Origin of the sequence: Leuconostoc aquikimchii (assembly GCF_040838325.1) — a bacterium.
GTDB classification, from domain to species: Bacteria; Bacillota; Bacilli; order Lactobacillales; family Lactobacillaceae; genus Leuconostoc; species Leuconostoc aquikimchii.
The window spans coordinates 393,987-409,121 of record NZ_JBFPER010000001.1 but is presented as its reverse complement, the minus strand read 5'-3'; the positions used below and the strand labels follow the sequence as shown (position 1 = coordinate 409,121).

The 15,135-nt window shown below is 37.3% G+C and carries 18 protein-coding genes; all 18 read right to left on the bottom strand.

The window, feature by feature from the left end; all coding sequences use genetic code 11:
* Positions 1–159: 159 nt before the first annotated feature.
* The 18 genes from AB3K24_RS02090 to AB3K24_RS02005 all read right to left on the bottom strand — a co-directional run bounded on the left by AB3K24_RS02090 (position 160) and on the right by AB3K24_RS02005 (position 15,135).
* Complete coding sequence (locus tag AB3K24_RS02090; RefSeq protein WP_367973566.1) at positions 160–1,443, bottom strand: endolytic transglycosylase MltG; 1,284 nt, start codon at positions 1,441–1,443, stop codon at positions 160–162.
* Between the two features lie 104 nt (positions 1,444–1,547).
* A complete protein-coding gene (locus AB3K24_RS02085) occupies positions 1,548–2,804 on the bottom strand; it encodes an acetate/propionate family kinase (protein WP_367973565.1) in 1,257 nt (418 codons plus the stop codon).
* 115 nt (positions 2,805–2,919) lie between these two features.
* A complete protein-coding gene (locus AB3K24_RS02080; RefSeq protein ID WP_367973564.1) occupies positions 2,920–3,930 on the bottom strand; it encodes a class I SAM-dependent methyltransferase in 1,011 nt (336 codons plus the stop codon).
* A 31-nt stretch (positions 3,931–3,961) separates the two neighbouring features.
* On the bottom strand, positions 3,962–4,258 hold the full coding sequence (locus AB3K24_RS02075; protein WP_367973563.1) for a hypothetical protein: 297 nt from the start codon (positions 4,256–4,258) through the stop codon (positions 3,962–3,964).
* Positions 4,251–4,676: a prepilin-type N-terminal cleavage/methylation domain-containing protein gene (locus AB3K24_RS02070; protein ID WP_367973562.1), complete on the bottom strand. Its 426-nt coding sequence runs from the start codon at positions 4,674–4,676 to the stop codon at positions 4,251–4,253. Before AB3K24_RS02070 ends, AB3K24_RS02075 begins: the two co-directional genes overlap by 8 nt.
* Entirely contained in the window at positions 4,663–4,863 is a 201-nt protein-coding gene (locus AB3K24_RS02065; protein ID WP_367973561.1) for a hypothetical protein, read from the bottom strand. Before AB3K24_RS02065 ends, AB3K24_RS02070 begins: the two co-directional genes overlap by 14 nt.
* A complete protein-coding gene (locus tag AB3K24_RS02060; protein WP_367973560.1) occupies positions 4,847–5,239 on the bottom strand; it encodes a type II secretion protein in 393 nt (130 codons plus the stop codon). Before AB3K24_RS02060 ends, AB3K24_RS02065 begins: the two co-directional genes overlap by 17 nt.
* A complete protein-coding gene (gene comGC, locus AB3K24_RS02055) occupies positions 5,223–5,534 on the bottom strand; it encodes a competence type IV pilus major pilin ComGC (protein WP_367973559.1) in 312 nt (103 codons plus the stop codon). Before comGC ends, AB3K24_RS02060 begins: the two co-directional genes overlap by 17 nt.
* Entirely contained in the window at positions 5,531–6,574 is a 1,044-nt protein-coding gene (locus AB3K24_RS02050; RefSeq protein ID WP_367973558.1) for a type II secretion system F family protein, read from the bottom strand. Before AB3K24_RS02050 ends, comGC begins: the two co-directional genes overlap by 4 nt.
* Positions 6,516–7,472, bottom strand: coding sequence for a competence type IV pilus ATPase ComGA (gene comGA, locus AB3K24_RS02045; RefSeq protein ID WP_367973557.1), 957 nt, complete (start codon positions 7,470–7,472; stop codon positions 6,516–6,518). The genes AB3K24_RS02050 and comGA overlap by 59 nt, the downstream gene beginning before the upstream one ends.
* Before the next feature lie 114 nt (positions 7,473–7,586).
* Positions 7,587–8,939: a glucose-6-phosphate isomerase gene (locus tag AB3K24_RS02040; protein ID WP_367975537.1), complete on the bottom strand. Its 1,353-nt coding sequence runs from the start codon at positions 8,937–8,939 to the stop codon at positions 7,587–7,589.
* Positions 8,940–9,026: 87 nt separating this feature from the next.
* Positions 9,027–9,728, bottom strand: a complete 702-nt coding sequence (locus AB3K24_RS02035; RefSeq protein ID WP_367973556.1) for a glucosamine-6-phosphate deaminase — start codon at positions 9,726–9,728, stop codon at positions 9,027–9,029.
* A gap of 118 nt (positions 9,729–9,846) precedes the next feature.
* Positions 9,847–11,109: a D-alanyl-D-alanine carboxypeptidase family protein gene (locus AB3K24_RS02030; protein ID WP_367973555.1), complete on the bottom strand. Its 1,263-nt coding sequence runs from the start codon at positions 11,107–11,109 to the stop codon at positions 9,847–9,849.
* Between the two features lie 14 nt (positions 11,110–11,123).
* Complete coding sequence (locus AB3K24_RS02025; RefSeq protein ID WP_367973554.1) at positions 11,124–12,209, bottom strand: sensor histidine kinase; 1,086 nt, start codon at positions 12,207–12,209, stop codon at positions 11,124–11,126.
* Positions 12,209–12,898: a response regulator gene (locus AB3K24_RS02020; protein ID WP_367973553.1), complete on the bottom strand. Its 690-nt coding sequence runs from the start codon at positions 12,896–12,898 to the stop codon at positions 12,209–12,211. Before AB3K24_RS02020 ends, AB3K24_RS02025 begins: the two co-directional genes overlap by 1 nt.
* A 12-nt stretch (positions 12,899–12,910) precedes the next feature.
* The gene (locus tag AB3K24_RS02015; protein ID WP_367973552.1) at positions 12,911–13,615 is read right to left on the bottom strand and encodes a DUF1129 domain-containing protein; all 705 of its coding nucleotides are present in this window, start codon (positions 13,613–13,615) and stop codon (positions 12,911–12,913) included.
* 88 nt (positions 13,616–13,703) lie between these two features.
* Entirely contained in the window at positions 13,704–14,804 is a 1,101-nt protein-coding gene (ychF, locus tag AB3K24_RS02010) for a redox-regulated ATPase YchF (RefSeq protein ID WP_367973551.1), read from the bottom strand.
* A gap of 127 nt (positions 14,805–14,931) precedes the next feature.
* Positions 14,932–15,135 carry a DUF951 domain-containing protein gene (locus AB3K24_RS02005; RefSeq protein ID WP_367973550.1) on the bottom strand — a complete coding sequence of 68 codons (204 nt, stop codon included), beginning with the start codon at positions 15,133–15,135 and terminating at the stop codon, positions 14,932–14,934.

Here is a 15,135-nt window from a genome sequence, read left to right as displayed (position 1 = left end):
GAATGAAAACGTTTACACAATCTTTTCTATGGATTTGTAAACGTTTTCATAAATTATGATATGCAACAAGATAATACCCTGTAAAATATACATAATTACAGTTAAAAAAAACATCCAGGAAATTAAAAATATAACTTCCCAGACGATTTTAAATTTCAATTATTTATCATAGCGCTGCATATTCCAAGTTTCAATCACATTCACTAACAATTTTGTATAATTAACATCTGTAGCATAATGATTAACATAAAGTGCCTTAGCTGCCTGCTTATAGTTCTTAGCGGCGATAACATCCTTAAATTGATCTGGATTCCATGTATTGCCATTTACAATTGTTTCGGCATGTTCACGCATGCTGTCTTTCCAACTATCATACACTGCAAATCGCGCTTGTTGCGTCTCTGGTTTACCATCAACATATTCAGTTGTATCTAAGACAACTGATTTTCCTGGCGTTTCATCTTGTGTTTTAACACCATAGAAATTATTGTACTTTGAAGATAATTTAGAGTTATCCCAATTCGATTCGTGTGCTGCTTGCGCAATCGATACTGATGCCAACAACCCATATTTTTTTGATAACTCTTGTGCATAAGGGGCAACTTTGCGTACAAATGCCAAGCGACGATCAAATTCTTCTTTACCAGAAGTCGCTAGTAAAGCCATGACATTTGGCGTTGGTAGACCATTTTCTTTAAGCGTACCATAATATGGCTGCATTGTTTTATTAGATACTTCTAGTAAATGAGCGACAACATCATTTGCTGTTTTGTCCTTACTGATATCAAAGGCTTGTGGATAGACATAATCTAATAGCTTACCTGTTTTCGTATTTGATTGATCAACCCCACGTAATAGATCAGGATATTTTTCGTGCATTTGATTAATTAAAGCTTTATTATCAAATGCTGCTAGTACATTCTGCTCTGACACGCCAGACACTTCATTAGCAATATGTTGTGCAACCTGATCGGCTGTTTGACCAACAGAAACTAATACATAGCCCTTCGGCAATTTTGGTGTTGCACCCGGTCCACTAGTCATTTGTTCAAAAATCAACTGTGTTGTTTGTGACGGCGAGAGTTGGTATTTCCCTGCTTGTAACTTTTCTGCACCTTGTGACATGGCATACTTATAAAAATTTTTACTGTTTTTAATTATTTTTTTGTTTTGTAACGTTTGCCCCATTTGTGAGGGTGTTGAACCAGCAGCAATATTGACAGTTTTGAAAGTTGTGTCTTGCGGGTTCAAGGCGGCATTTTTATCCGTCAACAAGGTCTTTAACGTTAATACAATCCCTATGATGACAACGATTGCTAAAATCCCTGCGATAATACGATTTCGTGTCCCATGCCTTTTTCTATTTGATTGATTATTATGTGCTGCATCTAATGACTCTGCAGCTTTAATTTCGTGCTGATGTCTTTTTTTTCTGGAGTCCATGATTCACCTTCTAAAATTAGCGTAATATAGTAAAACGACTAGCATTACATACTAGCCGCTCCTTATATTTTATCATATTTATTTACGCAAAAGATTAAAACATGTTACTTCAATGACTCTACGTCACGTGCAATCATTAATTCCTCATTTGTTGGAATCAATAAAGCCTTCACACGTGATTCTTTTGTTGAAATTTCAATTTCTTTACCACGGACCTTGTTAGCTTCAGTATCTAATGCAACATCAAAATAATTTAATTTATCAACAATTGCCTGTCTGACTGGTATCGAATTTTCGCCAATACCTGCCGTAAATACAATTGCATCAACACCACCCATTTCAGCGATGTATTGCCCAATATATTTTATAATGCGATTAATGAAAATTTTGACCGCCAGTCTAGCATGATCATTCGTATCTTGTACATCCAACAAATCACGCATATCTGAAGAAATAGTTGACAAACCAAGTAAACCTGATTTCTTGTTCAATATATTTAGCATCTCATCATTAGACAAACCTTCACGTTCTTGAATATAGTACACGAGTGATGGATCAACATCACCTGAACGTGTCGCCATGGTGACACCTGCTAATGGTGAGAATCCCATTGAAGTGTCAAGTGACTTACCATCCTTGATAGCTGTAATTGAGGCCCCTGCACCTAGATGAAGTGTAATTAATTTTAGTGACTTTAGGTCTTTCCCAAGCATTTCTGCTGCACGGCTGGCAACGTAACGATGCGACGTACCATGAGCACCATATTTACGTGCACCATATCGTGTGTAGTATTCATATGGTAACGAATAAAGAAAGTTTTCTTCTGGCATTGATTGATGGAAAGACGTATCAAATACTGCCACCGACAACGCATCTGGCAATAATTTTTGGAAGGCACGTATCCCCATAGCATTGGCAGGATTGTGCAATGGTGCGTAGTCCGCCAACCGATCGATTTTTTCCAAGACTGAATCAGTCACAACAACAGAATGATTAAACCATTCACCACCAGCAACAACGCGGTGGCCAACACCTGTAATTTCATTAAAATCTTGAATGATTCCTAGATCAGTTAATTTCTGCAACATGAAATTAATGGCCTGTTGATGATCTTTAATTGCAAGGACATTTTCGTACTTTTTTCCCTTACCATTTTTAGCAAAGGTAATATGTTCATCGTCTTCTGAATTGCCAACCAAGCGCTCAACTTCTATTTCAGAGCCATACTTGATTGTCACAATAGCATCATCCATGCCTATTCGTTCAATAACGCCTTGTGCAATTACTTGTTCGGCTGGCATTTCCAATAATTGAAATTTTAATGATGAACTACCCGCATTAACAGCCATTGTCTTAGCCATGATTTAATTTTTACCTGTCTTTCTTAAACATGATCTTATCTGCTACGTATTAAAAACATATAAAACATCGATAACTACTGTCCATCGATTTGCCACCTTAAGACATACATCGGTCTCATATTTTATCTTGTTCTTTATCCAGTTTAACCCAAGCGGCAATATCTTGCAAAAAACTTTTTAAAGCGTCAATATCTTTCAATGTTGGATACTGGCCCATTAAAACCTCGCTTTTTGTCCCTGCGTCTGCTTTTTTTAGAACAAGTATCGCTTTAGCTGCACGCTGATCTTTAAAAAATTCATTTGGTAATTGTAAAAATGCCTTAAGTTGTGCTTTATTTGCAACAAACTGAAGTAAGCTTTTAGCATGATCACCGTTTAAGACATTGGCTGGTACAATTAAATAGACCCAACCATCATCAGTCACAAAGTCTAAACTCTTTTCAATCAGCAAATGGTGTACAAGTGAATGTCCTTCTGATGCACGTGTCTCATAGTCATCCCCTGGTTGTAATGGATAATAGCCTACTGGTAGATCAGCAATCACTGCGTTAGCTTTAGGAACGTTGTGCGTTGCAATGACATCTTCTTGATAAAGTTCTGTTGTCCCTTGATTAAGTATGTCATCTACAGCCGACACCAACGCTAATTGTGTCTCGTCATTATCAATACCTATCCGATTAACTGTTATATCATTCATTCGTGCAACATCATTAATCGTATTGAGTAAATTACCTGTCCCCACCGTCAAATCAATAATCGTATCACCATTTGATAAATTCGCTGTTTGAAACAAAAAATCTGCTAGTAAATAACCAATGCCATCTGGCGTTAATTGATGATTTGTGGGGGTTTCATCATCTCGATTAACTTTCAAAATAACCAATTGCAATACTTTTCTCAAATCTACCTGTGACATGTTTTGCCAATCAAAGTCGGTGATAAGTCGTTGTATTTTCTCTGTTATTTCAGCTGTTGGTTTATCTAATTCATGCTGAACATTGCCAGTGTGAATATCTTCAAGTACCTCAATGAGTGCATCAGTCATACTCATATTTGCATCTTGTGCCAATGCTTGTGTACTGGTCGTTAGTGCGTCAAAATATTTTGCTATTTTTTCTTGTGTCATAGTTTTATTTTAGCTTTTTTTGACATGATTTTCAAGGCGTTTTCACAAGTAGCTCTCTTGTGTAAGTGTCCTGTCCTAGTTTAATTGTGATATTGTTTGCCGCAACAGTCGTTTTAACATTACCAAAATCTTGACTTTTCTGGTTGCTTTTATGATATGCCAAGCTTGCTTGTAGCTGTATTTGATCAAGTTTTGTTAATACAATCATTTGTGATCTGGCTTTTAATTGAGCATTAAAGGCACTATTTTGTAAAATCAACACACCACCAAGTGCGCCAAGAAGCATGAGTGTCGACACAACGATTGATGCTTGCTTCTTTCTAAACATGCTCTTTGCCCTTTTTAAGATAAAGCAGGCAATTTGCTTTTTGACCCTTGTGATCAATAATCTCTAACCCTAAGTAACTCGTATGGTCAATCACTGTTAACTGCCTAATATTTTGTGCCATAACAATTTGACCGGCCCCCACAGCAGCTATTTGTAATTGATTTCGGCGAACCTCTAAATTCATTGGCTTTCCCTCGCTATTATTAAGTATCACATGGTCTTTGTGAGCTGATATAAAAGTATATTTTTGTACTTCAATCTGGTGTGCTACAGCACGCAACGTGATATCTAATGGTACTGGCGTTTGCGTTTTTAACAAAGATAGACTAAATTGTATTGTCATTAATACTAATCCCGTAACTATTAATGCTACCATTGACTCTAATAACGTAAATGCGGTACGCTTATTTTTTAACATACTCATGCCATGCTTCGACAGCCGTTATCCTTTCCTCTGATACGTGTTGATACGCCTTTTTTAAACGCATATCATGCTGTCTAAAGTGCCTAATCTGTTCATATTCAAATGTAATAGCTGTACTTACGAGTATGAGAGATACTAATGCTTCTGCTAATACAAAACCTGATTTACGCGTTTTCCACACGATATTCTCCACCTCCTAAACTAAAAATAAGTTTAATCGTCTGTTTGCCAGTCGTGAGCGTAATAGTCATTGGCGTGACATAACCCGTTTTCAATATTTTCAACTGCTTTGGCTTATTATTTTGATAACCTTTTGGATATTTAAATCGTTCACTACCAAATAGCACCATATCTTCATCAAATGTCACAATGACATTTTTTTGTGTTTGTTGTGCGGTCAACCGCGCACGAAGCCATTGTGATTTAAATGCAGGTTCCCACTGAGCCAATTGCTGATTAGGCGGTTTTATTGCGCAACCAATCAATAACATACTTGCCACAACACCTAGTACAATTAAAGATTCTAATAAGGTAAATGCGCTATTTGTGTGCTTCATTGTTTGTAACTGTGATATTTAAATCTGTCACTTTTTGAGCCTGCTTTTCAGTTAAATAACCCGCAGTTACCAAATTATTCACCGTTATCGCACCATTTTCAGGGTGTTCGTTTGCATACAAATCTATCTGAGTTTGTACGGTAGACACCATTGCTGTTTTATGTGTTTCAACAGCTTTTTGGCGTTGTGCCCCGAGATTGGGTAAAATAAGTAACATCAACAGACTAATAATGAATAAGACAATTGCTGCTTCAATCAAAGTAAATGCTTTGCGACTCTTCTTAAAAAATTTCATTGATATAACCCTCCAATAGATTGGTACATTGGTAATAACATCGACATATATAATCCAACAATTGCCACACCAATAACACCAAAAAATAGTGGTTGCAATGTGCCAATCAAACGGTCTGTCTGTTGCATGAGTAATTGAAACTGCGTTTTAGCGTAATAGGATAAATAATCAGCTAACATTTTAGGCTGATGTCCACGTGAAAAATAACCGGCTAAAGAGCGATTAAAATATGGCTGTTTTAAAATATAACTTTCGATCGTGTGCCCTTGTTTTAAATGTTGCCGCGCATGACTTGTTAAGCTAAACATCATGATGCTGCCTTTTTCATCACTTTGACTCATTTCATCTAAAATTTCTGGCACGGTCAAACCACTTGATAATAAGGTGGCTAATTGTTGCGTTACTTGATAGGTTACAATTGTTTTCACAATTATGCCGATGATTGGCATATGTGCTAATAAAATAAGTTTTTGCCGCGCGTTCTTCCGATACCAAAAGGCTACCCCTATTAGGAGAATAAAACTGCTCATACCAGCAATAAGATATAAATAATGATAGTTGCCTTTAGTTCCTATTGTCGCTGTGTCTTGCCACTGATTCAAAATAGGATACAAAAAAAATTTCAAACCAACAAGCATTGCCCCAAGAATAGCCAACAATATTATCGGATAACGCATGACCTGCGTAACTTTATTTTGTTGCTGCTGAAGTTGCGCCATATTTTCACCAATTGCTACCAACGCTTCGGTTAAATTACCATGTTGATCAGCCAATTTTAATTGTAATAATACTTGATTACTCACATTTGGTTTGAGAATGACATGTAGGGCTAACCCGCGATTTAAATTCTTTATCACCTCTTTTAACCAATGTTGCCATTTCGTATGTGCACTGGCTAAAATATCCAAACTTTGTGAAATACTATAACCAGATTGTAACAACTCACCTAACTCTTGAAAAAACAAGACTTGTTCACTTGTTTTAAAGTGTGTTGTACGTTTGATGCGCTGCCTTTGAAATTTTGTTATCTTTAACTGCATTGTTCAAGACCTCCTGCCATTTTTCTGAGAACTTTGGCATGTATTCACCGTTTAATACACGCTGAATATCTATACCATGTAACCTATCTATAATCGCCGCTTGTTGCTTGTCAGACGTGGGCACCAAACGTTGATATACGACCCCAGACAGCGCTGTAGCTAACTTACTTTGATCCACACCAAGATCAAGCAACCTCAAAATAACATCACGTGCAGACATGGCGTGCACCGTACTTAAAACTAAATGACCACTTAATGCCGCTTGAACTGCTGCGCTTGCTGTTGTCCCATCTCTAATTTCACCAACTAGTAAAACTTCAGGGCGATGTCGCAAAGCGACTTTAATCAAGTCTTCATAATATATACCTGCATCTTCGTTGACTTGAAGTTGCACAAATTTTGGTTGCTGCATTTCTACTGGGTCTTCTATCGTTAACACTAATTTGTCATCAGAGATTTCTTCTAGTAAGCGGTAAAGTGTTGTTGTTTTACCTGATCCAGTTGGTCCAGAAATCAAAAACAAGCCTGCACTTGGCAAAGATGCCTGCATTTGTTCAAATTGTTTCGCATCCAACCATTTTTGCTGCTGTTGCCTTTGATAAATCATGCGTAGCACAACCGTTTCACGATTTAAAAAATCGCCTACTGTCGACACTCTAATCCAAACATCATCATATTGGAATCTACCCAACTGTGGCCGACGTCGTTCTGAAATATTCATTTTTGCACGATATTTGATAGCGGATACCATAAGTTGCGCGTCTTCTTCACTGATATTTTTGAGTTCAAACAATTGGCCATCCACATGGCATTTAATGACGTATTGTGCGTCAGCTATTGGCAGTATATAAACATCATTGGCTTGTTGTGCTATTGCTGTCTTTAAAATTTCATTCATATTGACACCTTTCTTAATCACATAACATCATACGGCCGTAAGCGTTTTTTCTCACAAAAAGAACACTCAGATTTCTCTGAGTGTTCTTTAAATGGCCATTAAATTAGCCTATGTTCACTGATCTAAACGTGCACGAAATGCTTTAGTTGCTTCTTCATAGCCAGGCTTACCCAATAAGGCAAACATTGCTGTTTTGTATGCTTCAACACCTGGTTGGTTAAACGGATTAATACCAAATGTATAACCAGAAGCACCGACAGCCATTTCAAAGAAATAAATCAAATAACCCAATGAATAGGCATCTTGTGTTGGCATGTGGACTGCTAAGTTAGGCACTCCACCGTCAATATGTGCTAATGTCACACCTTGAGAAGCTTTTGTGTTCACTTCATCAATCGTAATACCTTCCAAATACTTCAAACCATCATTATTACCTGCTTCATGTGGCAAATCTAAGTTTGAAACTGGACTATCAAGCTTCACAACTGTTTCAAACAAATCACGACGCCCTTCTTGAATATATTGTCCAAGTGAATGTAAATCTGTTGAGAAATTAGCTGATGATGGATAAATACCCTTTTGGTTTTTACCTTCAGATTCACCCATTAATTGTTTCCACCATTCTGATAAATACTGCATTGATGGTTCCCAATTAATCAATAATTCTGTTGTGTAACCCTTATCGTACAAAATACGACGAGCCGCAGCATACTTATAAGCTTCATTTTTAGTAATATCGTCGCTTGAATATTCAACTTGGGCATCTTTTGCACCCGTCATTAATGCTTGAATATCAGCGCCTGAGGCAGCAATTGGCAACAATCCAACAGCAGTCAAAACTGAGAAACGGCCACCAACACCGTCAGGGATAGTAAATGTTTCATACCCTGCTGAAATGGCTTCATCATGTAACGCACCATGTTTCGCATCAGTTGTTGCAAAAATACGTTTTTTAGCTGCATCTGCCCCATATTTTTTTTCAAGTAATTGTTTGAAAACACGGAAAGCAATCGATGGTTCTGTCGTTGTCCCAGATTTTGAAATGATGTTAACTGAAAAATCTTGATCACCAATGACACGTACCAAATCATTTAAGTATGATGCCGATGTTGAATTCCCAGCGAAATAAATTTTTACGCCGTGACGTTGCTCATCTGACAACTCATTATTAAACACTGGGTTTAGAAAATCAACGGCCATTTTAGCACCGAGATACGAGCCACCAATCCCAATAACAACCAAAATTTTTGAGTGTGATTGAATCTTTTTTGCAGCAGCTTGAATACGAGCAAACTCTTCTTTATCGTAGTCGGTTGGTAATGTCACCCAATCAGAATATTCCGCCCCAGCCCCTGTGCGATTTCGCAATTGTTGATCCGCCATTGTGATCAATGGTTGCATTTCAGAAAACTCGTGATCGGCCACGAAATTTTCAATGTTCTTTGTATCAAATGTGATATGTGCCATAGTATTATTCGCGCGTTCATTTTTCAAAATCTATCCAAATGAACGCATTCCTCCTTAGGTTTGTTAAGCGCTTACAAGATTATTCTATCACAATTTCATCGCTGCTGCTTCATCAATAATAATTGTGACATTTTTATGATTCTGTAAAACAGAAGCTGGTACCTGCTCAGTTATAGGCCCGTTTACTGTCGCCGCAACTGCATCTGCTTTATCAGCACCATAAGCAAGCAATAAAATATTTTTTGCCGTCATGACAGACGCAATTCCCATGGAAATTGCTTGCGTCGGTACATCAGATTCATTTTCAAAAAAACGTGCATTTGCATCAATCGTTGATTGTGTCAAATTAACGACATGTGTCGTTGACGTAAATGGTGTGCCAGGTTCATTGAACCCAATGTGTCCATTACGCCCAATGCCTAATAATTGTAAATCAATGGGATTCTCTGAAATGATTTGATCATATTGCACGGCCATGGCTTCGTGATTTTCACTGATACCATTAGGGACATACGATTTTTTAAAAGGCTTCTTATTAAAGAGATGCTGGTTCATAAAATAGCGGTAACTTTGTTCATTATTGCCATCTAATCCTAAATATTCATCTAAATTAATTGATGTAACATTTGAAAAATCTAACGTACTATCCGACAACTTCTCATACAAAGCAATAGGTGTCGCTCCTGTTGCTAATCCAAGTACTTTAACCCCATGATTTAATGCATCTTGATATATATCAAAAGCTTTTTGAGCCCCCTCTGCTGGATTTTTAACTTTAATAATTTTCATAATTTTCTCCTTCACAATGCGTTTACTTTTAATTGGTCTATACCAATATAATAACACAATATTTGCGTTTTGAAAAGTTAAAAAAAAGCAACTTTTTCAAGTTGCTAAAAAACCACTATTAATGCACAACTGATCGCCATGCACGTACGATAAAATTAGCCTTTGCTGTTTTGTGCGTCGCAATCAACTGTACTGATTGATCAACATCATAACTACTTGACAAATATTGTGCGTTATTTAAATTAAATTTGACATTCGCAATTTTCTGGCCTTTTTTCACTGACTTTCCTTTTATATCAAGCGCTACAATTTTTGAGGATAATTTGGCGCCATTATTGATCCAAATCGTCTTTGTTTGCGCAACTGTAACTGGCATATGATACTGCTTCATATTCGGCAAATCAACCTGGCTAGCATGTGGCAAAACTGTTCCTTTTTTAAAAGTCACGGCTTTTTGAGCACTTAAAACGGCATTAACAATATTCAACGATTTTTGATAACGTTGTACCTCATCCATATAACTAGCAGCGCCGTTAACAACAGTTATAAATTCATGCCCGTTAGTATCCTTAATGATTCCTGTGAAAGCTGCGCCTGATTCTGGCGTGGACCCCGTTTTTAAACCTTCAATCGTGAGGTGATTCGGGTTAACTAAATACGGCCAATTTTTTGTCATTTCTGTTGGCTCATTAACAATATAATTCTTTGTCAAATGATATGAAACCTGCTTACTTGTCGCTAATTCACGAATATTTGGATCTAATTTGACTATTTCTCGTGCGATGATTGCAACATGCTTTGGACTCGCCAAGTTTACTGCATCATCTGGTGCATTTTCAACTTTATTGTCAAACGCATCTTGGTTAACTTGTCCAGCAGAATTATACCATTTTGATTGTGTTAAATGTAATTCTGCAGCCCAAGCTTGTAAAGCTTGTGCGGTGGTCATTTTTTTAGGTGTTAGATATTCTGCCAGTGCAAATGCAGCATCATTCGCTGACAAAGTAATCATGGTATTATACAATTCACGTACAGTTAATTGATCCCCTGCTTTCACTGCCAAATGAGAAAACATGTGACTATCTTGCTTAAACAAATCAGCTTTTTTAGAAATTGTAACTTTATCTGACCACTTTATTTTTTTGGTATCAATTGCTTTCAGAACGGCATATGCTGTTAACAACTTAGACTGTGATGCAATCGGTCCCAACTTGTCAGCATTTTTTTCGGCTAATATCTGACCGGTACTTGCATCAATAACAATAGCTGAGCTGACATCCTCTTTTATTCCCAACGGCTTGGCGTCGGCATTTGCCGAAACTGCTGTTGTCATTAAAAAAAACATAACAAAAATCGCCCCAATAACTTTAATGTGTTTCATTATCTCTCTTCTCCCTAATGCTGCTTTAACGGTATGGCTACAATAAACGATGTTAGTTCGTCATCTGATGTGACACGCACTGATCCATGATGTTGTGCAACAATGCCTTTAACAATTGCTAAACCTAAACCAGTCCCCCCAGTTTTACTATTACGAGAACTTTCAACGCGATAAAAGCGATCAAAAATATCAGTGATAGCATCGCTGGGAATTTTAACCCCATCATTAATCACCCGTATTTCAACATCTGTTTCTCGTACTTGTGCCGTTAATTTAATAAACGTTGCACCTTCACCATATTTTAAAGCGTTTGTAATTAAATTCATTAATACACGTGCCAATTTATCTGAATCAGCTTCTAGTACAATAAGTTCTGGCTTAGTAATTTGTGTGAGTGCTATTTTTTTTGTTTGTGCCTCAATTTCATAGCTGGCTAACAATTGTGCGAATAAATCACTTAAGCTAATTGTCGTGACATGTAGGATAGCATCGTGTGCCTGTGTTTTTGAAAATTCAAATAAATCCTCAACCAATACTTTCATCTGATTTGATCTATCATATGCCGTATGAATATATTTTGCTCGTTCCGCTGTTCCCAGTGTGTCAGCATTCATTTCAACCAAACCAAGATAACCAATAATAGCAGTCAAAGGTGTCCGTAAATCATGAGAAATATTTGTAATCATTTCATCTTTTGATCGTTCACTTTCTCGTTCTTCTTCACGAATTTTGCGTGTGTTTTTAGCAATTTGATTAGACACATCAATTAAGGCTTGCGTTTTGGGTGCATAAACAGCACGCCACTCAATCATGCTATCAGAATTTTCACGTGCTATACGGTTCATGTCGTGAATGAAATGAATCAAGCTTTCCGCCTGTCGCCACCGAACATACTGCCAAATGAGGATTGTTATATTACCAATAACGAGTAGCAAAATCAAAAGCCATTGCCCTGCAACCGATGTTAATTGATTATATAATCGTAACCTATCAACGCCTGTTATGATTGACCAACTAAAAAGTAGCAACAACAAAATTGTTACTACCATATAATAAATCTTTGTGCGATTGTACTTTAAAAACAACGCAAAAGTTTTCATTAGTTTACTTCGATCTTATAACCAACGCCCCAAACGGTTTGAATGACCTGGTCGCCGTTTGTTGCTTCTTCAATTTTATCGCGCAAATGAGAAACATGGACCATGACTGTTTTAGCAGACACGACCGATTCTTGCTGCCAAACGCGTTCAAAAATATCATCAGCTGAAAAAACACGATTGGGATGTGATGCTAGTAGGTAAAAAATTCCAAATTCTAAAGCCGTCAAATTAACTAAATCCCCATCAGCTGTTTTCACTTCATGGCTATCTTTGTTAATAACCAATGATCCTATATCCAAAATATCTGGTGTCTGATCTTGAACTGAATTTTCTGCACGACGCAAGAGTGAACGAACACGTGCCATAACTTCAAGTGGATTAAAAGGTTTTGTAACATAATCATCCGCACCAGTTATTAACCCTTGAATCTTATCCATATCGCCGGACTTTGCTGACAACATCAATATTGGAATACGGCTGTCTTTACGAACAATTTTGACAACTTCTAAGCCGTTCATATTTGGCATCATAACGTCCAAAACCATAAGCGCAATGTCCGGGTTCGTGTTTAATTTAGAAAGCGCTTCTTTCCCGTCAACTGCCATAACAGGTTCATAGCCTTCATTTTTAAGATAAATCTCAAGTAATTCAGCAATTTCAATATCATCGTCGACAACTAAAATTTTCATTTTCAGCTCCTTCTACTTTTTGGCCTGTGCTGCTTCCAAACGTGCTTGTTGTGATAATTGACTAATGGCTAAAAATCCACCTTTCAAACCAGAATATTGGCGATTCCATCGGAACGCACCATAAGCGATAACTACTAAAATAATATACGCTACTGGTGGCAAAGTGGGGTTAATTACTTGTGGCAATAATCCAAGAACGATGAAACCAATAATCCATGCTGCGACGGCACCAATTAAATATAACCACCGATAATTCTTTTGCCCGCCGTTTTTTATTTTCTTTGGGTCTGGTGTTAATTTCAGAATCACTGCTGTATAAATCGAACCACCAAGAGCTGCAATCAAGAAAAGCGACACAATTCCGGCACCCTGATTGTTGGCATTTTTTGAAAAAAACAAAGACAAACCAAACACGGCACAAAACAGCATTAAAATTGCTAATGATGTATCCACTGCTAAGTTCCAAAATTTATAATCATGCAATTTTTTGGTCAATTTTTTAGGATCTAAAAATTGTTGTACAGCCTGCGTTGGTGTCCCATACAATTGTGCTGCTGTCTGACCAGTGCCCTGTGCTTCATGTAATTGTTGCGCAACTTCATTTGTAATTTCTTCAATTTTTTCAGCAGATAATTTGCTGTTTTGAATCATTAATCTTTTAAATCGAAAAATAAAGTCTTCATTTTTTTTTGTTAATTGCTGCTTTTCTTCTGACATTTTGATTCCTCCGAGGATATGTACACAGACTTTAGCCTGCTTAATCATTTTTTAGAGTATTTGAAACTATTTTGACCTAACAAGTTATTTAAACATTAAATCTGAACTCAATGATGTCACCGTCATTGACAACATACTCTTTTCCTTCTGAGCGTAACTTACCAGCTTCTTTAACTGCTTTAACGGAACCCAATGCATTCAAATCATCAAAAGCGATTGTTTCTGCACGAATAAAGCCACGTTCAAAATCAGAATGGATAACACCAGCTGTTTGTGGTGCTTTCATGCCAGCTTTAAAAGTCCAAGCACGCGTTTCTTTCCCACCCGCTGTGAAAAAGGTCCGTAAGTCCAGCAAATGATATGCTGCACGAATTAATTTATTTAAGCCTGGTTCTGTTACACCAGCCATTTCCAAAAATTCTGCTTTATCTTCATCTGCTAACTGGGCAATATCTTCCTCAGCACTAGCTGACAAACCAATCACATCTGCATTTTCTGTCGCAGCAAATGATTTTATTTCGTTAAAATAACGTGATGATTCAGGATCAGCCATATCATCTTCTGCTAGATTTGCAACATAAAGTACTGGCTTACTTGTTAATAAAAACAATCCTTTAACAATTTTTTGCTCATCATCAGTAAAGCTAATCGAGCGCACAGAGTGGCCTGCTTCTAACATAGGCTTTATCTTATCTAACACCACTAACTCCGCTTTAGCCAGCTTATCCGAACCTCTAGCTGCACGTACGACTTTAGCGTATCGCTTATCTACCGTCTCAAGATCAGCTAAAATTAATTCAGTATTAATTGTATCAATATCATCTAACGGATCGACAACGCCATTAACATGAATGATATCATCCCCATCAAAAGCGCGCACAACATGTATAATGGCATTCACCTGACGAATATTTTCCAAGAATTTATTGCCAAGTCCCTCACCCTGCGAGGCGCCTTTTACAATACCCGCAATATCAGTAAATTCAAATGTTGTGGGTATAATTTTGTCAGCAGGTTCTACTTCTTGAATACGCGCTAAGCGATCATCAGGCACCTCAACCATACCGACATTCGGTTCAATCGTGGCAAATGGGTAATTCGCCATCTCTGCGCCCGCTTTGGTTATTGCATTAAATAATGTTGACTTGCCGACATTTGGGAGGCCGACAATTCCAGCTGTAAGTGCCATGTTTTAAATATGTGACTAATAGTTTGCGATACGTAACGCATCATTTTTAATAGACCAAACCGCGGTCAGAACACGTTGACGACATCACTACTATTTGAATCACGTTTCCTTTCCTAGTTAAAAACGTTTATTCAGCCTCGGCTGATATTAAAATTTTCTTTAATCGTTTATTAAAATCAAAACGTGACATCATGATGCCGCGCCCACAACTTGTGCATAACAATTTAATATCTGCACCAACACGGGTAACTTGCCATGCGTTAGTACCACAAGCATGTGGTTTCTTCATTTCGACAATATCATTTAATTTGTAAATTAAGGGTTCTACCAT

Coding starts and splice junctions, on each gene's coding strand:
- AB3K24_RS02090 (WP_367973566.1), bottom strand. CDS start 1,443: ATGGACTCCAGAAAAAAAAGACATCAGCACGAAATTAAAGCTGCAGAG.
- AB3K24_RS02085 (WP_367973565.1), bottom strand. CDS start 2,804: ATGGCTAAGACAATGGCTGTTAATGCGGGTAGTTCATCATTAAAATTT.
- AB3K24_RS02080 (WP_367973564.1), bottom strand. CDS start 3,930: ATGACACAAGAAAAAATAGCAAAATATTTTGACGCACTAACGACCAGT.
- AB3K24_RS02075 (WP_367973563.1), bottom strand. CDS start 4,258: ATGTTTAGAAAGAAGCAAGCATCAATCGTTGTGTCGACACTCATGCTT.
- AB3K24_RS02070 (WP_367973562.1), bottom strand. CDS start 4,676: ATGTTAAAAAATAAGCGTACCGCATTTACGTTATTAGAGTCAATGGTA.
- AB3K24_RS02060 (WP_367973560.1), bottom strand. CDS start 5,239: ATGAAGCACACAAATAGCGCATTTACCTTATTAGAATCTTTAATTGTA.
- comGC (WP_367973559.1), bottom strand. CDS start 5,534: ATGAAATTTTTTAAGAAGAGTCGCAAAGCATTTACTTTGATTGAAGCA.
- AB3K24_RS02050 (WP_367973558.1), bottom strand. CDS start 6,574: ATGCAGTTAAAGATAACAAAATTTCAAAGGCAGCGCATCAAACGTACA.
- comGA (WP_367973557.1), bottom strand. CDS start 7,472: ATGAATGAAATTTTAAAGACAGCAATAGCACAACAAGCCAATGATGTT.
- AB3K24_RS02040 (WP_367975537.1), bottom strand. CDS start 8,939: ATGGCACATATCACATTTGATACAAAGAACATTGAAAATTTCGTGGCC.
- AB3K24_RS02035 (WP_367973556.1), bottom strand. CDS start 9,728: ATGAAAATTATTAAAGTTAAAAATCCAGCAGAGGGGGCTCAAAAAGCT.
- AB3K24_RS02030 (WP_367973555.1), bottom strand. CDS start 11,109: ATGAAACACATTAAAGTTATTGGGGCGATTTTTGTTATGTTTTTTTTA.
- AB3K24_RS02025 (WP_367973554.1), bottom strand. CDS start 12,209: ATGAAAACTTTTGCGTTGTTTTTAAAGTACAATCGCACAAAGATTTAT.
- AB3K24_RS02020 (WP_367973553.1), bottom strand. CDS start 12,898: ATGAAAATTTTAGTTGTCGACGATGATATTGAAATTGCTGAATTACTT.
- AB3K24_RS02015 (WP_367973552.1), bottom strand. CDS start 13,615: ATGTCAGAAGAAAAGCAGCAATTAACAAAAAAAAATGAAGACTTTATT.
- ychF (WP_367973551.1), bottom strand. CDS start 14,804: ATGGCACTTACAGCTGGAATTGTCGGCCTCCCAAATGTCGGCAAGTCA.
- AB3K24_RS02005 (WP_367973550.1), bottom strand. CDS start 15,135: ATGGTAGAACCCTTAATTTACAAATTAAATGATATTGTCGAAATGAAG.